This is a genomic window from Burkholderia sp. BCC0044, from assembly GCF_902832955.1.
Taxonomy (GTDB): Bacteria; Pseudomonadota; Gammaproteobacteria; order Burkholderiales; family Burkholderiaceae; genus Burkholderia.
This window is the reverse complement of the sequence record NZ_CADFDO010000002.1, coordinates 593,359-616,304: the sequence shown is the minus strand read 5'-3', so window position 1 is coordinate 616,304 and position 22,946 is coordinate 593,359. Positions and strand designations below refer to the sequence as shown.

Annotated in this window: 18 protein-coding genes; 3 read left to right on the top strand and 15 right to left on the bottom strand. The window is 66.8% G+C overall.

The window, feature by feature from the left end; genetic code table 11:
• Positions 1-19 precede the first annotated feature (19 nt).
• From HWX14_RS11355 to urtA, 8 genes are all read right to left on the bottom strand, one after another.
• Complete coding sequence (locus tag HWX14_RS11355) at positions 20-1,045, bottom strand: aliphatic amidase (protein WP_175882801.1); 1,026 nt, start codon at positions 1,043-1,045, stop codon at positions 20-22.
• Between the two features lie 85 nt (positions 1,046-1,130).
• Complete coding sequence (locus HWX14_RS11350; protein ID WP_175882800.1) at positions 1,131-1,466, bottom strand: zinc ribbon domain-containing protein; 336 nt, start codon at positions 1,464-1,466, stop codon at positions 1,131-1,133.
• Between the two features lie 37 nt (positions 1,467-1,503).
• Positions 1,504-2,742, bottom strand: a complete 1,239-nt coding sequence (fmdA, locus tag HWX14_RS11345) for a formamidase (protein ID WP_175882799.1) — start codon at positions 2,740-2,742, stop codon at positions 1,504-1,506.
• 61 nt (positions 2,743-2,803) lie between these two features.
• Entirely contained in the window at positions 2,804-3,493 is a 690-nt protein-coding gene (gene urtE, locus HWX14_RS11340; protein WP_175882798.1) for an urea ABC transporter ATP-binding subunit UrtE, read from the bottom strand.
• A gap of 34 nt (positions 3,494-3,527) precedes the next feature.
• Positions 3,528-4,271 carry an urea ABC transporter ATP-binding protein UrtD gene (urtD, locus tag HWX14_RS11335; RefSeq protein WP_175882797.1) on the bottom strand — a complete coding sequence of 248 codons (744 nt, stop codon included), beginning with the start codon at positions 4,269-4,271 and terminating at the stop codon, positions 3,528-3,530.
• A 3-nt stretch (positions 4,272-4,274) separates the two neighbouring features.
• Positions 4,275-5,444 carry an urea ABC transporter permease subunit UrtC gene (gene urtC / locus HWX14_RS11330; protein WP_175882796.1) on the bottom strand — a complete coding sequence of 390 codons (1,170 nt, stop codon included), beginning with the start codon at positions 5,442-5,444 and terminating at the stop codon, positions 4,275-4,277.
• A 71-nt stretch (positions 5,445-5,515) separates the two neighbouring features.
• Entirely contained in the window at positions 5,516-6,433 is a 918-nt protein-coding gene (urtB, locus tag HWX14_RS11325; RefSeq protein ID WP_089470593.1) for an urea ABC transporter permease subunit UrtB, read from the bottom strand.
• Positions 6,434-6,488: 55 nt separating this feature from the next.
• Positions 6,489-7,763 carry an urea ABC transporter substrate-binding protein gene (gene urtA / locus HWX14_RS11320; RefSeq protein ID WP_175882795.1) on the bottom strand — a complete coding sequence of 425 codons (1,275 nt, stop codon included), beginning with the start codon at positions 7,761-7,763 and terminating at the stop codon, positions 6,489-6,491.
• Between the two features lie 224 nt (positions 7,764-7,987).
• On the opposite strand from urtA, the gene HWX14_RS11315 reads away from it, so the two are divergent.
• Both HWX14_RS11315 and HWX14_RS11310 read left to right on the top strand, forming a co-directional pair.
• Entirely contained in the window at positions 7,988-11,425 is a 3,438-nt protein-coding gene (locus HWX14_RS11315; RefSeq protein WP_175882794.1) for an ATP-binding protein, read from the top strand.
• Between the two features lie 67 nt (positions 11,426-11,492).
• Positions 11,493-12,431: a response regulator transcription factor gene (locus HWX14_RS11310; RefSeq protein ID WP_175883557.1), complete on the top strand. Its 939-nt coding sequence runs from the start codon at positions 11,493-11,495 to the stop codon at positions 12,429-12,431.
• A gap of 96 nt (positions 12,432-12,527) precedes the next feature.
• On the opposite strand, the gene HWX14_RS11305 is transcribed toward HWX14_RS11310, so the two are convergent.
• A complete protein-coding gene (locus HWX14_RS11305; protein ID WP_244130203.1) occupies positions 12,528-14,489 on the bottom strand; it encodes an FUSC family protein in 1,962 nt (653 codons plus the stop codon).
• 101 nt (positions 14,490-14,590) lie between these two features.
• A complete protein-coding gene (locus HWX14_RS11300) occupies positions 14,591-15,688 on the bottom strand; it encodes a branched-chain amino acid aminotransferase (protein WP_175882793.1) in 1,098 nt (365 codons plus the stop codon).
• Positions 15,689-15,871: 183 nt separating this feature from the next.
• On the opposite strand from HWX14_RS11300, the gene HWX14_RS11295 reads away from it, so the two are divergent.
• Positions 15,872-16,330: an Lrp/AsnC family transcriptional regulator gene (locus HWX14_RS11295; protein ID WP_208456183.1), complete on the top strand. Its 459-nt coding sequence runs from the start codon at positions 15,872-15,874 to the stop codon at positions 16,328-16,330.
• Between the two features lie 241 nt (positions 16,331-16,571).
• Here HWX14_RS11295 and HWX14_RS11290 read toward each other — a convergent pair whose 3' ends face one another.
• The 5 genes from HWX14_RS11290 to HWX14_RS11270 all read right to left on the bottom strand — a co-directional run bounded on the left by HWX14_RS11290 (position 16,572) and on the right by HWX14_RS11270 (position 22,929).
• Positions 16,572-17,774, bottom strand: a complete 1,203-nt coding sequence (locus HWX14_RS11290; protein WP_175883556.1) for an MFS transporter — start codon at positions 17,772-17,774, stop codon at positions 16,572-16,574.
• A gap of 57 nt (positions 17,775-17,831) precedes the next feature.
• The gene (locus HWX14_RS11285; protein ID WP_175882791.1) at positions 17,832-19,022 is read right to left on the bottom strand and encodes a M20 aminoacylase family protein; all 1,191 of its coding nucleotides are present in this window, start codon (positions 19,020-19,022) and stop codon (positions 17,832-17,834) included.
• Between the two features lie 79 nt (positions 19,023-19,101).
• Positions 19,102-20,436, bottom strand: coding sequence for a DUF3100 domain-containing protein (locus tag HWX14_RS11280; protein ID WP_011547471.1), 1,335 nt, complete (start codon positions 20,434-20,436; stop codon positions 19,102-19,104).
• Positions 20,437-20,484: 48 nt separating this feature from the next.
• Positions 20,485-22,002 carry an aldehyde dehydrogenase family protein gene (locus HWX14_RS11275; RefSeq protein WP_175882790.1) on the bottom strand — a complete coding sequence of 506 codons (1,518 nt, stop codon included), beginning with the start codon at positions 22,000-22,002 and terminating at the stop codon, positions 20,485-20,487.
• 54 nt (positions 22,003-22,056) lie between these two features.
• Positions 22,057-22,929 (bottom strand): NAD(P)-dependent oxidoreductase, encoded by an 873-nt coding sequence (locus HWX14_RS11270; protein ID WP_175882789.1) that lies wholly within the window; start codon positions 22,927-22,929, stop codon positions 22,057-22,059.
• Between the last annotated feature and the right edge of the window lie 17 nt (positions 22,930-22,946).

Here is a 22,946-nt window from a genome sequence, read left to right as displayed (position 1 = left end):
ATCCCCCCGGCGCGCGTACTCACTCTTCATGCGGAATGCCTTCGATCGGACACTCCGGCGTGCCAGGGGTCGCACGCGTGAGCGCTTCGACACGGCGACGCGTGGCGTCCGGATCCGCGATCCAGTCGCGATAGAAGCCGAACGGGCACTCGGCGACGCCATTCGCGCCATCGCCGGAATGGATCGTGCCGGTATAACCGCGATGCAGGAGCTTGTATAGATGGTTCTGCGACTGCATGTTGCGCCGCGCGTCGCGAATCATGCCGAGCGACAGCTCCGCATACTGCACGCCCATTTCCTCCTCCCCGCATTCGCCGAGCGTGCGCCCGTCGAACCCGACGATCGCCGAATGCCCGAAATACGAATACACGCCGTCCCAGCCCGTCGCGTTGGCCACGGCCACGTAGGTGTTGTTCATCCATGCCATGGCCTTCGCGACCATCACCTGCTGCTCTTTCGCCGGATACATGTAGCCCTGGCAGCGCACGATCAGCTCCGCGCCGTTCATCGCGCAGTCGCGCCAGATCTCCGGATAATTGCCGTCATCGCAGATGATCAGGCTGATCTTGAGGCCCTTCGGCCCGTCCGTCACATAGGTTCGGTCGCCCGGATACCAGCCTTCGATCGGCGTCCACGGCATGATCTTGCGATACTTCTGCACGATCTCGCCGCGATTGTCGATCAACACGAGCGTGTTGTACGGCACCTTGCGCGGATGCTGCTCGTGGCGCTCGCCCGTGATCGAGAACACGCCCCACACGTTGGCCTTGCGGCACGCCGCCGCGAAAATGTCGGTCTCTTCACCGGGAATCGTGGACGCCGTATCGAACATCTCCTGGCGGTCGTACATGATGCCGTGCGTCGAATACTCGGGAAACACCACGAGATCCATGCCCGGCAAACCCTGCTTCATGCCGGCCACCATGTCGGCGATACGGCGCGCGTTGTCGAGCACCTCCGCCTTCGTGTGCAGACGCGGCATCTTGTAGTTGACCACCGCGACACCCACACAATCTCGGCTACTCGAAATATCACCCTGTCGCATGACGCTTCCTCCTCGAACACGTACACGTTGACGCCGCGCGCGACGGCCGCTGCTCATGGGCATCGGCTCGCGCGCGGCACACACCTCAATGACTGATCATCCACGGCCGCCCTGCCGGCCGCTTCAGGCCGTCCGACGCCGTGCCCGCAAGCTTCGCCGCGCCGCCCGGGCAGCAACTGCAACCGGCGCGATGGCGCAGCGGCGGCCCGTCGCCGGACTGACGCGGCGCATGCGCGGCACGCTCGTTGGTCGCGTGTGCGGCGCGGCGCGCGCCCCCCATCAGCGCCAGAGATGGCGCGCTGACGACGCGTCCGCCTTCCGCGCCACAGTCGGGACAGCAGCACGATTTGTCGCGATCCGCGATGCGACGCATGACCGAGAACGGCCCGCAGCTCGCGCATTCGAAGTCGTAGATTGGCATGACGGCCTCCTTTTCCCGCGTAATGTCAGTGTGTCGATCACGCGTTCGCGAGATCCGGCGAACACGGCAGATCCACGCCGCCCTGGATGTGCCGGATCGGGCCGTCGGCATTCGGGCGAATGTCGAAGTCGAAGATCTGCGTGGGCAGCCACAAGGTCGCGCACGCGTTCGGAATGTCCACCACGCCGCTGATGTGCCCCTGCACCGGCGCACAGCCCAGCAGCGAATACGCTTGCGCGCCCGAATAGCCGAATTTCTTCAGGTACTCGATCGCGTTCAGGCACGCCTGGCGATACGCGGTAGTGACGTCGAGATAATGCTGGCCGCCCTGCTCGTCGACGGAAATGCCCTCGAAAATCAGGTAGTCGTTATAGTTCGGCGTGATCGGGCTGGGCTGAAAGACGGGGTTGCGAATCCCGTATTTCGCCATGCCGCCCTTGATCAGATTCACGCGCATATGCACCCAGCCGGCCATTTCGATCGCGCCGCAGAACGTGATCTCGCCGTCGCCCTGGCTGAAGTGCAGGTCGCCGACCGACAGGCCCGCGCCGTCGACATAGACCGGGAAAAACACCTTCGAGCCGCGCGACAGATCCTTGATGTCGCAATTGCCGCCATGCTCGCGCGGCGGCACCGTGCGTGCGCCCTGCGCGGCGGCCTGGTCGCGCGCTTCGCCCGCGAGTTTGCCCATGTGCGCGGTGGCCGCGAACGGCGGATTCGCGAGCGGCGGCACGCGATCGGGCGCGGTGGCGATCAGGCCGGTTTCGCGTGCGTTCCAGGTCTCGAGCAGGGCCGGGTCGGGCAGGCACCCGATCAGGCCAGGGTGAATCAGGCCCGCGAAATTCACGCCCGGAATATGACGCGAACGCGTGTAGACACCGTGAAAATCCCAGATCGATTTTTGCGCGCTGGGGAAATGATCGGTAAGAAAGCCGCCGCCGTTCGTCTTCGAAAAGAAGCCGTTGAAGCCCCATTGGCTATCGGCCTTCGCGCCGATGTCGAGCAGGTCGACCACCAGCAGGTCCCCGGGCTCCGCGCCGTGCACTCCCACCGGGCCGGAGAGAAAGTGCACGATCGACAGGTCGATGTCGCGCACGTCGTCGGCGCTGTCGTCGTTCTTGATGAAGCCGCCGGTCCAGTCGTAAGTTTCGAGGATGAAATCGTCGCCGGGCTTGACCCAGCAGGCCATCGGGATGTCGGGGTGCCAGCGGTTGTGCACCTGTTCGTTTTCGTAGGCCGACTGGTTCAGATCGACCTTGATGAGAGTTTCGGGCATGGCGTTCGCTCCTGGGTTCGCGGATTGACAAACGGCGCGGCGGGCGAACGCCGCGCCGCGCTCAGACGGACAGGTATTCGCGGATGCGGCCGGTATCGCCCGCATCGCGCGTGCTTTGGTGCACGAAGCGGCCGCCCTCGATCACGAACAGGCGGTCGGCCACGTCGAGTGCGAAGCTCAACACCTGCTCCGACACGACGATGGCGATGTTGCGGCTCGTGCGAATCTGGTTGAGCGCCTTGGCGATGTCCTTGATGACGGACGGCTGGATGCCTTCGGTCGGCTCGTCGAGCAGCAGCACTTTCGGGTCGGTCGCGAGCGCGCGGGCGATCGCGAGTTGCTGTTGCTGGCCGCCCGACAGATTGCCGCCCTTGCGCTTTCTCATGTCGAACAGCACCGGAAACAACGCGTAAAGTTCGTCGGGCACGCGCTGGCTTTGCGCGTTTTCGAGGCCCGTCTGAATGTTTTCCTCGACGGTCAGCGACGCGAAAATCTGCCGTCCTTGCGGCACGTAGCCGATGCCTTTCGACACGCGGCGGTAGCTCTCGTCCTTCGAGACGTCGGCGCCGGCCACGCGCACCGTGCCGCGATTGGCGGGCAGCATGCCGATCAGCGCCTTGAACAGCGTCGTCTTGCCCATGCCGTTGCGGCCCATCACGGCCACGCTTTCGCCTTGCGCAACGGAAAAGCCGATGCCGTGCAGCACCTCGCTCTGGCCGTAGCTGACGACGAGATCGTCGACTTCCAGCATGATGTGTTCTCCGTGTTGTCGTTCGGTGGCCGACTCAGTGGCCCAGGTAGACGTCGATCACGCGCGGATCGGCCTGCACCTGCGCCATCGGCCCTTCCGCGAGAATCTTCCCCTGATGCATGACCGTGACCTTGTGCGCGATGCGCTCCACGAAGGCCATGTCGTGTTCGATCACGATCATCGAGCGGTTGCGGCAGATGCGGTCGAGCAGATCGGCGGTCAGTTCGCGCTCGCGCACGCTCATGCCCGCAATCGGTTCGTCGAGCATCAGCAGTTCGGGATCCTGCATGAGCAGCATGCCGATTTCGAGCCACTGTTTCTGGCCGTGCGAAAGCAGCCCCGCTTCCAGGTCGAGCGCGGCGGCGAGGCCGATTTCACCGGCCACGTCGCGCACGCGATCGGCCACGTCGGCATCTTCGCGATAGGCAAGCGCGCCGAACACGCTGCGGCCGCGCGGAAACGACACTTCGAGGTTCTGCGCGACGCTCAGGTTTTCGTAGATCGACGGCGTCTGGAACTTGCGGCCAATCCCCTTACGCACGCGGCGGAATTCCGCGAGATTCGTGATTTCCTCGTTGCGGAACTTGATGCTGCCCGCCGTTTCCTTCGTCTTGCCGCAGATGAGATCGAGCAGCGTGGTCTTGCCCGCGCCGTTCGGCCCGATCACCACGCGCAACTCGCCGCGTTCGAGATACAGATTGAGCGAATCGATCGCCTTGAAGCCGTCGAACGACACGGTCAGGTCCTCGATCGCGAGCAGAAAGTCGGTATTGCTCATGCTTCACGCCTCCTCGTTCGCCGCGCCGAGCAGCCGCCGCACGCGCGGGCGCACATGCTCGTCATAGAGCCCTGCCAGCCCGTTCGGAAACACCATCACCACGCCGATGAACATCGCCGCCATCAGGTAGAGCCACAGGTTCGGAAAGCTCTCCGAAAACCAGCTCTTGCCGAGATTGACGAGAATCGCGCCGTATACCGCGCCGACGAGCGACATGCGCCCGCCGATGGCCGCGTAGATCACCATTTCGATCGACGGCACGATGCCGACGAACGACGGCGACATGAAGCCCACCTGCAGCGTGAACATCGCGCCGCCGATGGCCGCGAGCATCGCCGCGAGACAGAACGCGAACACCTTGAACATCGCGACGTCGTAGCCCGAGAAGCGCACGCGGTCTTCCTTGTCGCGCATCGCGAGCAGCAGCGTGCCGAGCTTGCTGCGCTGAACCCAGCGGCCCGCGAGCAGCGCGCCGATCAGCAGCGCCGCGTTCACGAAATACAGCACGAGCTTCGCGTGATCGGTGCGGATGTCCCAGCCGAGCAGCGTGCGCAGGTCGGTGATGCCGTTCACGCCGCCCGTATAGCCTTGCTGGCCGATGATCAGCACCGACAGAATCAGCGCGACGGCCTGTGTGATGATCGCGAAGTACACGCCACCCACGCGCCGCTTGAACATCGCGTAGCCGATCACGAACGCGAGCGCGGTGGGCACGACGAGCACCGCGAGGATCGAAAACGGCAACGAGTGAAACGGCTTCCACCACGTGGGCAGCGCGGTGAGCTGGTTCCAGTCCATGAAGTCGGGAATGCCCGGCGTGGTCTGCGTGTGCGTGGCGGCCGGATCGGACGCTTCCAGCTTCAGAAACATCGCCATCGCGTAGCCGCCGAGGCCGAAGAACACGCCCTGGCCGAGACTGAGCACGCCGCCGTAGCCCCACGCGATCACGAGGCCGAGCGCCACGAACGCGTACGTCAGGTACTTGCCCATCAGGTTCAGGCGGAACGTGTCGAGCGCGAGCGGAAACACGACCACGATCAGCAGCGCGAGCAGCACGATGCCCGCATAGCCCGACGCGTCGAGCCGTGCCGCGCGCGCGCGCCAGCCGGCCGGCCGCGCGCCCGGGCCGGATCGCGGGGATACGCCGCCCGCCGCGGGTTGGATGGGTTCCATGTCCCTCTCTCCAGTCGAATGAAGCTGTGAATGACGCTGGTGCGTGAACGCGCTCACGCGAGCCGCGGCGCTTAAACGCGCCGCACCTTCGACGCAAACAGGCCCTGCGGACGCAGCATGAGAATCACCACGACGGTGAGCAGCGTGAGCACGCGCGCAATCGAGCCCGACAGAAAGAACTCGCTGATCGACTGCATCTGCGCGATGCCGAACGCCGACGCCACGGTGCCGAGCAGGCTCGCCGCGCCGCCGAACGTGACGACGAGAAACGAATCGACGATATAGAGCGAGCCGCTCGTCGGCCCGGTCGAGCCGATCGCCGTGAAGGCCGCACCCGCCACGCCCGCGATCCCGCAGCCGATCGCGAACGTCATGCGGTCGGTGCGCCGCGTGTTGATGCCCGCCGCGTTCGCCATCGGCCGGTTCGCGACCGTGGCGCGCACGCGCAAGCCCCAGCGCGACCGATAGAGCGCGAGCAGCAGGCCGCCCGTCATCAGCAGCGCGAGGCCCATCACGAACATGCCGCTCACCGGAATGTCGAGGCCGGGCGTGGGCTCCCACGAACCCATCAGCCAGTCGGGCAGCGCCGGACTCACTTCCTTCGGCCCGAAGGTCGAGCGGAACACCTGCTGCATGCCGAGGCTCAGGCCCCAGGTGGCGAGCAGCGTGTCGAGCGGGCGCTTGTACAGATGACGGATCAGCGCCCATTCGGCGAGCCAGCCCGCCGCGAAGGCCAGCGCGAACGCCGCGAGAATCGCGAAGAAGAAATACACGGGCGTGAGCGCGTGCCAGACGTTCTGCGAAAACCACGAGAACATGTAGACGGTATACGCGCCGATCGTCATGAATTCGCCGTGCGCCATGTTGATCACGCCCATCTGGCCGAAGATCACGGCGAGACCGAGCCCCATCAGGAGCAGGACGCTGAAGAGGCTCAGACCGGCGAAGCCCTGCATCAGCGTGATGTTGAAAATATCGGTAGCGGACATCGAACGCTCCTCGCGCGGCGGCGTCATCGGCCGCCGCGCCGCTGCGGTTGACGGATTACATGTAGCCCTTCGGGAACGGATTCGGCTGGATCGGCTGCTCCGACTGCGCGACGACCTTGAACTGGCCGTTCGCCTGCCCTTCGCCGATCAGCGAGCGGCTCCACAGGTGATGGTTCGCATCGACCTTCGCGTAGCCTTGCGGCGCGTTCGCCACTTCGATGCCGGCCGAGTGCGCGACCACCTTGTCCACGTCGAAGCTGCCCGCGCGCTCGCACGCGGCCTTCCAGATCCACGGGCCGAGATAGGCGGCCTGCGTCACGTCGCCGATCACCGACTTCTGGCCGTAGCGCGCCTTGAACGCCGCGACGAACTTCTTGTTGTTCTCGTTCTCGAGCGACTGGAAGTACTTCATCGACGAATAGAAGCCCGCGAAGTTGTCGCCGCCGATGCCGAGCACTTCGTCCTCGGTCACCGACAGCGTCAGCAGGAACTGCTTCTGCGGCGTGATGCCCGCGGCCTTGAGCTGCTTGTAGAACGCCACGTTCGAGCCGCCCACCACGGTCGCGAAGATGCAGTCCGGGCGCGCGAGCTTGATCTTGTTCATCAGCGACGCGAACTCGGTCGTGCCGAGCGGGTAATACTCCTCGCCCGCCACCTTCGCGTGCAGATGCTGTTCGATATGGCGGCGCGCGATCTTGTTGGACGTGCGCGGCCAGATGTAGTCGGAGCCGATCAGGAAGAAGGTCTTGGCCTTCTTCGTGTTCGACGCCCAGTCGAGCGCCCAGACAATCTGCTGGGTCGCTTCCTGGCCCGTGTAGAACACGTTCTTCGACTGTTCGAGGCCTTCGTAGAAGGTCGGGTAATACAGCAGGCCGTTGTCCTTCTCGAACACCGGCAGCACCGCCTTGCGCGACGCCGAGGTCCAGCAGCCGAACACCGCCGCGACGTGGTCGTTCTCCAGCAGCTTCTTCGACTTCTCGGCGAAGGTCGGCCAGTCGGACGCGCCGTCTTCCTGGATGATCTGGATCTTGCGGCCCAGCACGCCGCCCATCGCGTTGATCTGCTCGATCGCGAGGCGTTCGGCCTGGATCGAGCCGGTTTCGGAAATCGCCATCGTGCCCGTGGCCGAGTGGAGCTGGCCGACCGTCACCGTGGTGTCCGTGACCGCGAGGCCCGTGGTGTTGATCTTCGCCGTGGGCGGCGTTTGCGCATACGCGCCGCGCGGCAGGCCCAGCGCCATCAGCGGCGCGGCGGCCAGGCCGCCGAGCATTTTCCGGCGCAGCGGCGAAGGCATCCGGGCATCGTCATCGAGTCGATCGTCTGCGGACATCACGTTCTCCTTATCGGGTGCCCGGCGCGGGTCGCTGCGGGCTGGGTCGAGGTTGGACGCAATGTAGAAAGCCAAATTGGCGTTCGAAATACGTCAATCGACGTATTCCCGGTGCGCGCACTGGAATGTAATTTGCATTGCAAGGCGATCCTGAGCGCCGTGGTCCGCCGTTACGCCGTTCGCACAGCGCTCGTGCCGCTTTCGCACCAATTCGGATCATCTTCATGTCCCAGAGTCACCCGTCAGTGGGCGCGCCCGGCACGCAACGCATCGTCAAGGTGCGCCGCGACTACAACGCGTGGGTCGGCGACGAAACCCTCGAGGACTACGCGCTGCGCTTCACGCCGCGCTCGTTTCGGCGCTGGTCGGAGCTGCGCGTGGCCAATACGGCGATCGGCGCGGTGTCGTTTCTGGTGCTCGAAGCGATCGGCGGCAGTCTCGTCGTCAACTACGGCTTCACGAACGCGGTCTGGGCAATTGCGGCCGTCTCCGTGCTGATCTGGCTCACCAGTTTGCCCATCAGCTATTACGCGGCGCGCTACGGCGTCGACATGGACCTGCTCACGCGCGGCGCGGGCTTCGGCTATATCGGCTCGACGGTCACGTCGCTGCTGTACGCGGTGTTCACGTTCATTTTTTTCGCGCTCGAAGCGGCCATCATGTCGCTGGCGCTCCAGCTTTATTTCCATATTTCGCTGGCGATCGCCTACGTCGTGAGTTCGCTCGTGGTGATTCCGATCGTCATGTTCGGCATCACGCTGATCAACCGCCTGCAAAGCTGGACGCAGCCGCTGTGGCTCGTCCTGTTCGTGCTGCCGTACGCCGCCGTGCTGTGGCGTCATCCCGACCTGATCGCGCAATGGACCACCTTCGCGGGCTTCGCGCCGCAGGGCCGCGCGTTCAGCCTGATCGCCTTCGGTCAGGCGTCGACGGTCGTGTTCGCGCTGATCGTGCAGGTGGGCGAACAGGTGGACTATCTGCGTTTCCTGCCGCCCCTCACCGCGAAGAACCGCACGCGCTGGTGGTTCGCGTTGCTCTCGACGGGGCCGGGCTGGATCGTACCCGGCGCGCTCAAGATGCTGGGCGGCGCCCTGCTCGCCTTCATCGCGCTCCAGTACGAAGTCGATGCCAGCCATGCCACCGAGCCGACGCAGATGTACCTCGTCGCTTATCACCTGCTGCTCGATCCGTTGGGGCTCGCGAGCTGGGCGTTGCCCGCGATGACGCTGTTCGTGATCGTCTCGCAGTTGAAGATCAACGTGACCAATGCCTATGCGGGCTCGCTCGCGTGGTCCAATTTTTTCGCGCGGCTCACGCACAGCCATCCGGGCCGCGTGGTGTGGCTCGTGTTCAACGTCATGATCGCGTTGCTGCTCGTGGAAATGGGCGTGTTCGATGCGATCGCCAAGGTGCTGTCGCTCTACGCGAACATCGCGATCGCGTGGATCGGCGCGTTGTTCGCCGATCTCGTCATCAACAAGCCGCTCGGCTATAGCCCGCGACATATCGAGTTCAAGCGCGCGCATCTCTACGACGTGAACCCCGTGGGCGTCGGTGCGATGCTGATCGCGGCCGCCGTCGCGATGCTCGCGCACAGCGGCCTGTTCGGCGTGCTCGCCCAGGCGATGTCGTCGTTCATCGCGTTCGGTGCGGCGTTCGCGTGCGCGCCGCTGCTCGCCGTACTCACACGCGGCCGCTATTACATTGCCCGCGCCGCGCAACCGACCGGCGACGCCACTTCGCTGCGCTGCGCGATTTGCGAAAACACCTTCGAGCCCGACGATACGGCCCATTGCCCGGCCTATGGCGGCACGATCTGCTCGCTGTGCTGCTCGCTCGACTCGCGCTGCCACGATCGCTGCAAGCCGCATGCGCGCTTCGCGTCGCAGGCCGACCGCGCGCTGCATCGCGTGCTGCCCGGTGCGCGGCTCGGTCCCGCCGCGCTACGCCTCATCCACTATGCGAGCCTCGTGTTCGCCATGCTCGCGGTGCTGGGCAGCGTGCTCTATCTGATCTGGTCGCAGAGCGCGACGTCGATGCTCGCGGCCGGGCCGTCGATCGGCCATGCGCTGTCGGGCAGCTTTCTGAAGATCTTCCTCGCGCTCTCGCTGGTGGGCTGCATCGCGGCCTGGTGGTTCGTGCTGGAGCGCGAAAACCGCCGCGTCACGCAGGAAGAGTCGCAGCGGCAAAACGAATTGCTGATGCTCGAAATCGACGCGCACCAGAAAACCGACGCAGCGCTCAAGCGCGCGACCGCCGCCGCGGAATCGGCCAACCAGGCCAAGAGCCGTTACGTGTCCGGCTTGAGCCACGAGCTGCGCACGCCGCTGAACAGCATTCTCGGCTACGCACAATTACTGCTGCAGGCGAAGGAAGAACTCACGCCGATGCGCTACAACGCCGTGCGCACGATCCATCGCAGCGGCGAGCATCTGCTCGCGCTCGTCGACGGCCTGCTCGACATCGCGCGCATCGAGGCCGGCAAGCTGCAGTTGAACATCGCCAAGGTATCGCTCGCCGATTTCGTCGCGCACCTGACGTCGATGCTCCGTCCGCAGGCGCTCGAAAAAGCGCTCGCCTTCGACGTGCAGACGGTCGGCCGGCTGCCCGCCACCGTGCGCACCGACCAGAAGTGCATGAGCCAGATCCTCACCAACCTGATCGGCAACGCGATCCGCTTCACGTCGAGCGGCTCGATCACGCTGCGCGTGAGTCACGTGCTCGATACGCTCAAGTTCGAGGTGGTCGATACCGGCCCCGGCATCCCGCCCGCCGAAATGGAGCGCCTGTTCCTGCCGTTCGAACGCGGCGAAGCGGCCCATGCGTACGATCACGGCGCCGGCCTCGGGCTCACGATCTGCCGCCTGCTCACGCAAGCGCTCGGCGGCAGCCTGGAAGTGGACAGCGAAGTCGGGCACGGCACGCGCTTCGTGGTGCGCCTGTTCGCGCCCGCCGTCGACGCAGCCGCCGAAACGCACGCCGAACTCGCGTCGATTCGCGGCTATACGGGTGCGCGCCGCGCCATTCTCGTGGTCGACGACCTCGACGATCAGCGCGACATCGTCGTGCAATTGCTCACGCCACTCGGCTTCGACGTCGCCGAAGCGGCCAGCGGCACCGATGCGCTGCGCTGGCTGGCGATGCACACGGCGGACGCGATCATCATGGACATTTCGATGCCGTTGATGGACGGCTACGAAACCAGCCGCCTGATCTCCGAGAATCAGTTGTCGGACGCGCCCATCGTTCTGCTCTCCGCCAACGCGTTCGCCGACGACCGCGATCGCGCGAGCGCGACCGGATGCAAGGGTTATCTGGTGAAGCCGCTGCAGGTGAATCTGCTGCTCGACAAGCTTGCGCAACTGCTCGCACTCGACTGGATTGCATCCGATACCGGCGCGAACGCGCTACCGGCGGCGAGCGGGCCGGCCGCGACACCGCCGCTCACACCCGCCGTGTGGCCACGCGAACTCGTCGAACATCTGCTTGCGCATCTCGAAGTCGGCTACGTACAGGGCGTGATCGAACAGCTCGACGCGGCCCGCGACGCCTGGCCCGAGTTGCGGGATCAAATCGACGCGTTGCGCTCGTTGGCGGAACGTTTTCAGCTAAGGGAACTCGAGCATGAACTTGACCGACTCGCGCGCGGCGCGGACGCGTGACACGCACACCCCGATCGCGGCCTCGCCGATCGTCGACGCCCCGGCCGCGTGGCTGCGCGAGCGGCCGATGATCCTGATCGTCGACGACACGCCGGAGAACCTCGCCTTTCTTTCCGATACGCTGCACGCGCACGGCTACGCGGTGATCGTCGCGCTGTCCGGCGAGGACGCGCTCAAACGCCTCGCGCGCGTGACGCCCGACGTGGTGTTGCTCGACGCGATGATGCCCGACATGGACGGCTTCGAAACATGCGTGCGTATCAAGCAGGACGCACGGCACGAGCATCTGCCCGTCATCTTCATGACGGCATTGACGGAGAGCGAGCATGTGGTACGCAGCTTTCGCGTGGGCGGCATCGATTACGTGACCAAGCCGGTGCAGCCCGAGGAGCTGTGCGCGCGCATCGGTGCGCACGTGCGGCGTTCACGCGCGCAGTTGTACGCGGAGGCGGCACTGTCGCTCGACACGCGCGCGGCGCTGATCGTCGGCGCGGACGGCACGATTCGATGGCAGAGCCCGCAGGCTGCACGTCATATCGCTGCCTACACGACCGCGCATGATGGCGCCGCAGATGCCGGGCCAACCACGAACGCGCGCGATACCGATGTGCCGCCGAAGCTGCCTGCGCCGCTGCGCACCTGGTTCGTCGACTGGCTCGCGCGCGGCGCCCAGGGTGACGCCGTGCACGAATTCAGCTCGGGCCAGATACGCCGCTCGGCCAGCGCGACGCGGGGGCCGGAACCGGGCGAATGGATCGTGGTCCTCAAGGAAAGAGACGACACCGTGCATTGCAATGCGCTGGCCGAGCGCTTCGGCCTGACCCTGCGCGAGGCCGAAGTGCTGCTGTGGGTGTCGCACGGCAAGACGAACCGCGATATCGGCGACATTCTGGGTATCGCGCCGCGCACGGTGAACAAGCATCTCGAACATCTGTTCCGCAAGTTGCATGTCGAGACCCGTGCGGGGGCCGCCGCCGCAGCGATCAAGATGCTCGACCGCACGTGAAAAGGTATCGCGTGCCGAACATCGGTGGCGCGAACGCTGCTGCGGAGCGATGCGCTGAACGACCGCCTGAATGATCCGCGGATAGCGGGTCGGAGATCAGTCGATTCCTGTCGCAGCTGAACGCGTGTCGGCGGTCAACGGGTGAACGATGCGAGCGCCGCAGTCATCTCCGCCACCGTTCGTCGCCCGTATTTTTCCGAACAGCGCGTGCTCGAATGCCCGGTTGAGGTCGGTCAGCTTCGCGTCCAGCTGAGCCAGTTCCCGATGAGCCGGCAACGGATGATCGCCGGATACCTCGAGCGTTCCGTGCCCGACGCTCGCAGCCGCATCGAGTCGCATCGAGCGGCCGTGATCCAGATCGCTGATCAACGCATCGATGCGCGTGACGATGGCTGCGCGCGCATGCCGCTCGAATCCGACAACCTGGCCGCCGGTTTCAACGGGCAGCAGCGTCGCCACGATTCGGCCATGCAGCCAGCAGGACAGCAGCGTGTCCGACAGCCGTCGGGCATCGCCGGATACGCGGAACATGCGCCACGCGGCCAGCGGCCTGATCGCCATGCGCACGTCGTGAAAACGGCGATCGGCCGCGCGCGTCTGCGCCGGCCCCGGCCGCGTGCCGTCGTCGCGTTCGTGCACGAGTTCGCGCAGCGCGGCCAACAGGCCGTGCGAGCGCGTCGCGATGTGGCGCGACGCCGCCAGCGGCATCACCAGCAGCGCCGCCGCGAGCGAAACCGCGCAGCCGATCAATACCTCGCCGATCCGCAGTTCCGCGAGCGCGCCGATCTCGAACCCCAGTTGCGCATAGACGAGGCCGATCAGCACCGTGAGAAAGAAAACGCCGCGCCCATAGGCGTGCAGGATGTGGTACGCCCACGCAAACACACACACGCCCATCACGATGACCACGAGCGCATTCGCATGATGAGCGGCGCCGACGACGAGTACGCTCGCGAGCGCGCCGGCGAGCGTGCCGGCGACGCGTTGCGCGCCGCGATAGATCGTGTCCGCGCACGAATAGGTGCCGAAGAACACGACGAACGTGCTGAGCACCGCCCACATCCACCGCTCCGACGACAGCGTCTCGCCGATCAGCATGGCGGCGCACGCGGCAGCAGCCGCGCGGATCGCCGGCAACCATGCGAGCGTGCGCCAATTGGCGGCCGACGGAACCGCACGCGCGTGCCGCGGCATCGCGGGCGAACGTGCGTCGCTCGGGCGCGCCGCCACGTCGTTGGCGACGGCATCGAAGCGAGCGATCGCCGCGCGTAGCGCCGCGGCGGCGGCGTCGGTCCGATCGTGGTTCAGCACGCGTCGTGCCGCTGCGATCTCCAATGCGACCAGCGCGGCGTGCAAAGCATGCGCGTCGCCTTCATCGAGGGTCGACGCGTGATGCTCGAGCGCGATGGCGGCTTCGTTCAGCGCGAGTAAATGCGTCATCGCATCCAGTGCGCCGGCGTCCGACCCGTCACTTCGTGCGACGCATGCCGCCTGCAGCGATACCGAGCGCGCGATGAGCCGCGGCGTGGGCGCCGCATGCGTCGGCAACAGCATCCGGCAGACGAGCACGACGCTCGCCGGCCCGGCGATCGACATCGCCAGCATGTGGCCGACCTGCAGCGCGGTCGGATGCAGATAAAGACCGAGGTAGTACATGGCGATCGCGAGGAACGCACATCCGATCGTGCGCGGACCCCGGGTCTGGCACAGCATCGAACAGAACAGGACGATCACGAAACCCGCCTTGCCGACGGCCGGCCACGCGCTCACGAAGGCGGCCGCGGCGAAACTCGCGCATGCGACGCCGTACTGCCATGCAAGCGACTCATACCAGTCCAGCCGGTGAGCGTCGCGCAGGAACAGTGGCGCGATCATCGCGAAGAGTATTCCAACGGCGCCGGTGGTGATCGCCAAACCGAGATGGAGCGCCGATGCAATGCCGAGCGCGCCGGCAAGCAAGCTCGCCAGTGCGGCGCGCGCCCCGCCCAGCAGCCGATGAAGGCCGGGGTCGACGATGAACAGGCGGTCAATGGCGCGTGACAACGAAACAGCTGACATGATCGAAGAATTCCAGGAGACGGCGCGGCTGCTTCCGGCCGGGATACCGGCCGCGGCTTTCATGACGGCCGTCGCGAGTCGCGACGGCCGCTCTGCCGAACTCAAAACACGCGGTCCACCCAGCCGTGGCGATCGGCTTCGCGCCCGTTCTGGATATCGAGCAGCGCCGCCTTCAGGCGCTGCGTGACCGGCCCCGCGCCGCCTTCGCCGATCGTGAAGTCGTACGCACGGCCCTTCACCCGGCCGATCGCCGTCACGACCGCCGCCGTGCCGCACGCGAACGCCTCGACCAGTCGGCCGCTGCGCGCATCCGCCTGCCACTGCTCGATCGTGTAGCCCTCCTCCCGCACCGTGTAATTCAGTTCCCGGGCCAGCGTGATCAACGACGCGCGCGTGATGCCCGGCAGGATCGTCCCGTTCAGCGGCGGCGTCTGGATCGACCCGTCGTCGAACACGAAGAACACGTTCATTCCGCCCAGCTCCTCGATCCAGCGGCGTTCGACCGCGTCGAGAAACACCACCTGCTCGCAGCCTTCGCGGGTCGCCTCCGCCTGCGCGGCCAGGCTCGCCGCGTAGTTGCCGCCGCATTTCGCGTCGCCCGTGCCGCCCGGCGCCGCCCGCGTGTAGTGCTCCGACACCCACAACGTCACCCCGGCCGCGCCGCTCTTGAAGTACGCGCCGACCGGCGTCGCGATCACGCAGTACAGATATTCCGGCGACGGCTTCACGCCGAGCACCGCCTCCGTCGCGATCATGAACGGACGCAAATACAGCGCCGCGCCGTCGAACGCCGGGATCCAGTCGCGATCGGCCCGGACCAGCGCACGTACCGATTCGACGAACATCTCCTCCGGCAACGGCGCCATCGAGAGCCGCTCGGCCGAATGGCGAAAGCGCCGCGCATTCGCATCGGGACGGAACAACGCCGCGCCGCCGTCGGGCAGCCGGTAGGCTTTCAAGCCCTCGAAGATTTCCTGCGCGTAGTGCAGCACGAGCGTCGCCGGGTCGAACCGGAACGCTTCGCGCGGCCCGATTTTCGCGTGATGCCACCCTTGTTCCGCCGAGTACCGGATCGTCACCATGTGATCCGTGAAGACCCGGCCGAACCCGGGATTGTCGAGCAGCGCGGCGCGTTCGGCCGCCGCGACGGGGTGAGGATTTTTTTCGAATTCGAACGGCTGGACGGAATCGGTGCTCATCTTTTGCCCCTTGATCGGCAGCGGGACCGTCCCGGCTGCTACGGGCCAAAATTTATCGTAGAAAAAATAATTTCAGGTTGCGTGTTCGCCTTAAGATGGACGCGGTTTGGCAATTCCATGCTTCAAAAATCGAAAACTCGGGCACCGCGTGCCTCAACCGAATAGGTCGGATCAATGGCCGTGATCGAGCTGGACGAAGTGGACCGCCGCATTCTGAGAATGCTCCAGGAAGAGGGGCGAATCCAGAACGTGGAACTGGCGCAGAAAGTGGGCTTGTCGCCGTCGCCGTGCCTGCGTCGCGTCAAGCAGCTGGAACAGGCCGGCGTCATCGAGCGCTACGCGGCGCTGCTCGACGCATCGAAGATCGGCGCGGGGTTGACCGTCTTCGTCCGCATCTGGCTGACGAGCCAGGACGCGAAAACCGTCGACCATTTCACCGAGGCCGTTCAACGTCTTCCCCAGGTGCTCGAGTGCCACTTGATGGCGGGCGATTGCGATTGCCTGCTGCGTGTCGTGACCGCCGATATCGACGCCTACCGGAAACTGCAGATCGACCACTTGACCCGGATCGACGGCGTGCAGAGCGTGAAGACCGAGATTCCGATGCAGAAGATCAAGCAGACTTCCGTGCTGCCGCTTTGAGCGCGCGGTGCTGCGGCACGTCGCATGTGAAACGCCGGCAATCGGCATACCGCCATCGAGAGGATTTCCGTTCGCATGCCAAGGGCCATTCGTGTGCCACACGCACGAATTGACAGCACCAATCGGTGCACCGACGGTGAGCATCCCTTTCCATTGTCGTGTCGCGCGGCACAAGATGACCAGCGCATCGGTGGCGCCCGCCGCGTAGGCCGATGCTCCCCATGTTTCGCCGGCCTGGGTGTCAGTCCGAAACGCGTGCGGTCGATCGCATCCGGACCGCGCCGACGGCAACGACCGCGCCGCCCAGGATCGCCATGCCGATCGACGTCAGCGTCACGACGAGCGCAACGCGCCCGTGGCCGGAGAAGAGCCCCACGATCAAGCCGGCAAGCGGCTGCGTCGCGTTGTTCAGCAGAACGATGACGCCGGTCGTCTTGCCGTAGTCCCGACGGGGAATGATGGCCTGCCGTGCGCTGCGTATGTACACGTTGAACATCTTGTCGAAGCCGATGACCGTCAGGAAACCGGCAACGTACATCGCGATCGAGCCCGACATGCCCATCACGAGGCCGCCCGCCGCGATCGCCACGAATGCGACGACTCCGAGCCGCACGCGCGATACCTCGATACGCGCGACGAACAACAGGATCGCGACCGTCGCGACGGCGCCCGCGACCTGCAGTCCGGCATAGAAGCCGGCGGACTGCCGAAACGCGCCGGTGACCATCGCAGCCGACGTCGCGAGTGTCGTCCCGATCACGAGGTTTTCCGCCGCCGCGAGCAGGACCAGCCGCGACAGCCCCGGCAGCGTGGCGACATGCGTCAGCGCCACGGCGAACGGTGCATACCACGGCCCCACCGGGTGTTCGGGAGGCGCGATGCTCGCCGCGCTGGTCCGTTGCCATACGAACATCGACATATCCGCCGCGACAAACAGTAATGCCGCGCAAGCCACGGCCCACTCCCAGGTGCGCCATCCCAGCAGCGCCGCCGCGACGATCGGCCCGAGCACGACGCCCAACTGATCGGCGAGCTGCGTATGGGCCAGCACTTTCTCGAAGCGCTGCTGCGGAAAAATCTGCGGCAGCAGCACCTCCCGGGCAACGATGCCCTGGCTCGTGAGTACGCCGCATACGGCGGACAGCGCGATCAGCCAGCCGATTCCGCTCCAGGCGACATAGCCGACGATGCCGATCAGGCAAGCAACGGCCCGGCTGGCCTGGCTCGCTCGCAGCACGCGAATCGGTGACACGCGGTCGCTCAATGCACCGCAGATCGGGAAGGCAATGAATCGCGGGAACGCTTCGATGAAAAAAGCGAGCCCGGACCACGTCGCCTTCTGCGTGACCTGAAAGACGACGAGCGGGACCAGAAACAGCAGCATCTGATCGGCGAGCCGCGACAGAAAGAGAGAACCGAGAAAGGCCGGCTGATCGGCGCGCATCACGCGTATGTCCCTGCAAGATTGATCGGAACGCCCCGAGTATGCCAGCCCCCCGCCCTACCGCCCCAAAACCCGCTCCACCAACCGCACGAAATAACTCGCCCCCACCGGCAGCAACGCGTCGTTGAAGTCATAACTCGCGTTATGCAGCAGGCACGGCCCGCCGCCGTGCCCATGCACGCGATGATCGCCCGCCCCATTCCCGAGGAACGCATAGCAACCCGGCTTCTCGCGCAGCATGAACGAGAAATCCTCCGCCGCCATGGTCGGATCGACGGCCGCGTTCACATGCGCGTCGCCCACCAGCTCGCGCATCACCGCTACCGCCACCGCCGTCTGCTCGGCGTCGTTCACGGTAGCCGGATACTGGCGCTGGAAATCCACGTCGCTCTCGCAGTCGAAGGCCGCGGCCGTCGCGGCCACCACGGCGCACATGCGCGTCTCGATCAGGTCGAGCGTCGCGTCGGAGAAGGTCCGCACCGTGCCGCCGAGCCACGCATCGGTCGGCACCACGTTCATCGCCTCGCCCGCATGCACCTGCGTGACCGACAGCACCGCGCCGTCGATCGGATTGCGGTTGCGCGTGACGATCCCCTGCAGCGCGCTCAGCACCTGCCCCGCCGCGAACACCGGATCGCGGCCCAGGTGCGGCATCGCCGCGTGGCAGCCGGCGCCGCGCAAATTGATCCGGAACAGGCTGGTCGAGGCCATCAGCGGCCCCGGCCGCACCGCGAAATCGCCGGCCGCGATGCCGGGCCAGTTGTGCAGCCCGAACACGGCATCCACCGGGAAACGCTCGAACAGCCCGTCCTCGATCATCGCGCGCGCGCCGCCGCCCGCTTCCTCGGCCGGCTGGAAGAACAGCTGCACGGTGCCGTCGAACTCGCCATGCCGCGCCAGATGGCGCGCGGCCCCGAGCAGCATGGCGGTGTGCCCGTCGTGGCCGCACGCATGCATCGCGCCGGGCACCGTCGAACGATGCGCGAAGGTGTTGGCCTCGTGCACGGGCAGCGCATCCATGTCGGCGCGCAGGCCGATCGCACGCGCGCTGCCGCCGCGCTTCAAGGTGCCGACCACGCCGGTGCGGCCGACGCCGCGCGTGACGGCATAACCCCATTGCGCGAGCCGCTCGGCGACGAGTTCGGCGGTGCGGAACACGTCGTAGCCCACCTCGGGATGGGCATGGATATCGCGGCGGATCGCCGTCAGTTCGTCGGCATGCGCGACGATGGAATCGATCAGTTTCATGCGGAAGGGAGCGCTCTTGTCGGTCGTCGCGGCGCGGCGGCGAATCGGTCCATGCCGCCCGCCGCCGCGCCGCGAGGCATCAGATATGGAACAGCTGCGCCACCAGGGTCGCGCCGATGAAGGTGCCGGCATTGGCCACGAAGGACACCAGCACGATGCGCCAGCCGAGCCGGCGGAAGGCCGGGATGTCCTTCGCGATCGACAGCCCCGCGAACACCAGCATCGGCGTGGTCACCCCGAGGAAATCGTTGTGCGAGCTGAGCGCGGCGATCTGCGAAGCCCACGGGGACCACGGCGAGGTCAGGAACATCGCCACCACCGATACCCAGCAGACCGCCGGAATCCGTCGCCCCGTCACCCGCGCCAGCGCATCGCCGACGATCGTCGCGCCCACCATGATCGCGATTCCCGGCAGTCCCGCCAGCGGCGTGGTGCCGTGGGCGATCCAGTCGCACACCAGCGCCATCGCGGCCGTCACGATCCACGCGAGCAGCTTGCCGCCGTAGCCGAGCGCGGGCGCCTCGGTCCGCACTTCGCCCAGCGACGGGCTGGCCGCCTCGGGCTGCGCCGATGCCTTGGTGGTGCGGCCGATCAGCGGCTCCAGCACGCGATAGCCCCAGACCGCGAGCGGCAGCGAGATGAACAGCGTGAAGTACGTCCCGATGGTGGTGGTGATCAGGTTGCTGGCCGCGGCGAACGCGAGCACCGATTTCGCCGTCTCCGGGTCCTGCTGCGCGGCGATCGCGCCCGACGCGGCCGCCATCATGCTGCCCGAGCCGACGCCCGAGCCCATCGCCAGCGCGAGCGGATCGAAGATGCCGAGGCTGCTCACGAAACCCGCGAACACGGCGATGAACACCGCACCGAACACGGTGCCGGTCAGGTATTCGGCCAGCACGCCGCGGCCCTCCGCCGAATCCATCCCGTACTTCTCGCCGATGATCGCCAGGCTCGGTTCGCGGCCCACCGAGAAGGTCGCGCCGATCGCCTCGCGCTTGATGCCGAGCAGCAACGCGAGCGGCAGGCCGAGCAGGATGGTGCCGACGAAGTGGCCGAACTCCTGGAAAGCCAGCGCCCAGCCCGCCGACGCCAGCTTGGGCAGCGCGCTGCCCACCATCAGCCCGAGCTTGGAGACGAACAGCAGCAGCGCCGGCTGCAGGATCGCGGCCGCGAAGAACTGGTCGGGCACGCTCAGGCGCGCGCTGCTGTTCCAGCGCGCGCTGGCGAGCCCCACCGCGGCGCCGAGCAGCAGCGCCCAGATCATCGGCAGCAGCACGACCTTGCCCGGTCCGAGCTTGAACGTGAACGAGCCGATCCATTCGGCGACCAGCAGGATGCCGGCCGCGTAAAGCAGGACCTTGGCGGTGGCCGCGCCGCCAAGCTCGCGGCGCTCGATACCCAGTGCGTGTTCCATGACGAATCTCCCCTTGAAGCCCGGCTGCCGTCGAATGCGGGCCGGTGGTTACAGATAACCGAATGCGGTGGGCGGCGCTTCGGCCGTCTCGACCCACACACTCTTGGTCTGCGTGTATTCGTACAGCGCCTCGACCCCGCTCGAGCGGCCGTAGCCGCTCATGCCGTAGCCGCCGAACGGGGAGGCCACGTTGATGGTCTTGTAGCCGTTGACCCAGAAGGTGCCGGCATTCACCTGCGCGGCCACGCGATGCGCGCGCGCCACGTCGGTGGTCCAGGCCGCGCCGGCCAGGCCGAAGTCGGTGTCGTTGGCGATCGCGATCGCCTCCTCCTCGGTGTCGAACGGGATGGCGGCCACCACCGGCCCGAAGATCTCGGTGCGCGCCACCTCCATCGCGTTCGACACGCCGGCCAGCACGGTGGGCGCCACGAAGTAGCCGCCGCGGCCCTCGCCGACGCGCTCGGCCGAGCCGCTGACAAGCGTGGCACCGGCGGCCACGCCACTCGCGATCATCGACATCACGTGGTCGTACTGCTTGCGATTGTTGATCGGGCCCACCTCGGTCGCCTCGTCGAGCGGCGCGCCGACACGGATCTTCTTCGCGCCGGCAGCCACCATCGCGACGAATTCGTCGTAGACGGCGCGCTGCACCAGCAGGCGCGAGCCGGCCACGCAGCTCTGGCCCGCGCCGGCGAAGATCGCCGCCTGCGCGGTCAGCGCGGCGCGCTTGAGGTCGGCATCGGCGAACACGATATTGGCCGACTTGCCGCCCAGCTCCAGCACGCAGGGCAGCACGCGGCGCGCGGCGGCCTCGGCGATGCGCGCGCCGGTGGCCGGCGAGCCGACGAACACCACCTTGCTCACCACGCGATGCGCGATCGCGGCCTGCCCGGCGGTGTGACCGAAGCCGGCCAGCACGTTGACCAGTCCGCGCGGCAGCCCGGCCCGTTCGCCGAGTCTCGCGACCGCCAGCGAGGTAAAGGGCGTCAGCTCCGACGGCTTGAGCAGCACGCCGTTGCCCATCGCCACCGCGGGCGCCACCTGCCAGCCGCAGGTGAACACCGGCGCGTTCCACGGCGTGATCTGCAGCACCACGCCGGCCGGCTCGCGGCGCGTGTAGTTGAGGTGCGAGGTCGGCACCGGGATCACGCTGCCGTAGAACTTGTCGGTCCAGCCCGCGTAGTACTCGAACATCTCGGCGACCTTGGCCACCTCGCCCCGGCAGTCGCGGATCGGCTTGCCCGAGCCCAGCGCCTCCAGCCGCGCGATCGCGTCGGCCTCGGCGCGGATCGCACGCGCCACCTCCTGCATCACGCGGCCGCGCGCGGCATGCGTGAGCGCCCACCATTCGCGCTGCGCGCGGCGCGCGCTGTCGGCGGCATGGTCGACAACGGCTGCGCCGGCGTCGCGATAGGCGAGCGTGGCCTCGCCCGTCGCCGCATCGTCAAGCTGGATCGTGTCGCCCTGGCCGGCGACGAGTTCGCCGTCGATATACGAGCCGATCGTCGCGGCACCGGGGAAGAAATGCGCGAACGCGGCGAGCAACTGGTCTGCGTGCTGGGTCATGTCAGGTTTCCGTACAGGTGGGTCGAGCGGGATCGTGGCGCGGGCTGCCCGGCCTCAGGCCGGGTCGAGGAAGTCGACGATGCGGTTGAAGTCCTCGCCGTCGGCGACGGAACCCTCGCTGGCGGCCCACACGCGCGCCGCCTCGCGCGCCACCGGCGCGACGCTGTCGAACTGGTCGAGCAGGCCCAGCGCGAGCCGCACGTCCTTGCGCATCAGCTTCATGGTGAAACCGGAATCGAACTTGCCGTTGAAGATCCAGGTCGGGTAGTTGGTCAGCGTCGCGCTGTTGCGGCCGGAGCCGCCGTTGAGCGCCTCGACCAGCTTTTCCGGATCGACGCCGGCCGCGCGCGCGGTGCGCACCGCCTCGCTGGCGACCAGCAGGTGCACGCCGGTCAGCAGGTTGTTGAGCAGCTTGGTGACGTGGCCGGCGCCCACCGGGCCCACATGCACGCGCTTGGCGCTGATCGCCGCGAGGATCGGCTCGATGGCCGCGATATCGCTGTCCGAGCCGCCCAGCACCATGGTCATGGCGGCGGTGGCCGCGCCCTTCGGGCCGCCGCTCACCGGGCCGTCGACGAAGCCGATGCCGCGCTCGGCCAGGGCCGCCGCCACGCGCCGCGTGCTGTCCGGATCGGCCGTGGTGGTGTCGATCACGATGCTGCCCGGCTTTGCGTTCTCGAGCACGCCGCCCGCGCCCAGCACCACCGCCTCGACCACAGCCGAGGTCGGCAGCGACAGCAGCAGCACGTCGGCGTCGCGCGCGATCTCGGCCACCGAATCGCGCGCCGACAGCACTTCCTGCTCGGCCAGCGCGAGCGCCACGCCCGGCGCCGCGTCGTAGCCGAGCACCGTATAGTCGCCGCGCCGCAGCGAACCCGCCATGCCGCGCCCCATGTTGCCCAAACCGATCACGCCCACCGTTTTCATCCGACGACTCCCGATAG

What these genes read in the sequence shown, in the direction of transcription:
- urtC (WP_175882796.1), bottom strand. Translation starts at nt 5,444, where the DNA reads ATGGAACCCATCCAACCCGCGGCGGGCGGCGTATCCCCGCGATCCGGC.
- HWX14_RS11285 (WP_175882791.1), bottom strand. Translation starts at nt 19,022, where the DNA reads ATGAAACTGATCGATTCCATCGTCGCGCATGCCGACGAACTGACGGCG.
- HWX14_RS11315 (WP_175882794.1), top strand. Translation starts at nt 7,988, where the DNA reads ATGTCCCAGAGTCACCCGTCAGTGGGCGCGCCCGGCACGCAACGCATC.
- urtE (WP_175882798.1), bottom strand. Translation starts at nt 3,493, where the DNA reads ATGCTGGAAGTCGACGATCTCGTCGTCAGCTACGGCCAGAGCGAGGTG.
- urtD (WP_175882797.1), bottom strand. Translation starts at nt 4,271, where the DNA reads ATGAGCAATACCGACTTTCTGCTCGCGATCGAGGACCTGACCGTGTCG.
- HWX14_RS11305 (WP_244130203.1), bottom strand. Translation starts at nt 14,489, where the DNA reads ATGTCAGCTGTTTCGTTGTCACGCGCCATTGACCGCCTGTTCATCGTC.
- HWX14_RS11355 (WP_175882801.1), bottom strand. Translation starts at nt 1,045, where the DNA reads ATGCGACAGGGTGATATTTCGAGTAGCCGAGATTGTGTGGGTGTCGCG.
- urtA (WP_175882795.1), bottom strand. Translation starts at nt 7,763, where the DNA reads ATGTCCGCAGACGATCGACTCGATGACGATGCCCGGATGCCTTCGCCG.
- urtB (WP_089470593.1), bottom strand. Translation starts at nt 6,433, where the DNA reads ATGTCCGCTACCGATATTTTCAACATCACGCTGATGCAGGGCTTCGCC.
- HWX14_RS11300 (WP_175882793.1), bottom strand. Translation starts at nt 15,688, where the DNA reads ATGAGCACCGATTCCGTCCAGCCGTTCGAATTCGAAAAAAATCCTCAC.
- fmdA (WP_175882799.1), bottom strand. Translation starts at nt 2,742, where the DNA reads ATGCCCGAAACTCTCATCAAGGTCGATCTGAACCAGTCGGCCTACGAA.
- HWX14_RS11350 (WP_175882800.1), bottom strand. Translation starts at nt 1,466, where the DNA reads ATGCCAATCTACGACTTCGAATGCGCGAGCTGCGGGCCGTTCTCGGTC.
- HWX14_RS11275 (WP_175882790.1), bottom strand. Translation starts at nt 22,002, where the DNA reads ATGACCCAGCACGCAGACCAGTTGCTCGCCGCGTTCGCGCATTTCTTC.
- HWX14_RS11280 (WP_011547471.1), bottom strand. Translation starts at nt 20,436, where the DNA reads ATGGAACACGCACTGGGTATCGAGCGCCGCGAGCTTGGCGGCGCGGCC.
- HWX14_RS11290 (WP_175883556.1), bottom strand. Translation starts at nt 17,774, where the DNA reads ATGCGCGCCGATCAGCCGGCCTTTCTCGGTTCTCTCTTTCTGTCGCGG.
- HWX14_RS11270 (WP_175882789.1), bottom strand. Translation starts at nt 22,929, where the DNA reads ATGAAAACGGTGGGCGTGATCGGTTTGGGCAACATGGGGCGCGGCATG.
- HWX14_RS11310 (WP_175883557.1), top strand. Translation starts at nt 11,493, where the DNA reads ATGATCCTGATCGTCGACGACACGCCGGAGAACCTCGCCTTTCTTTCC.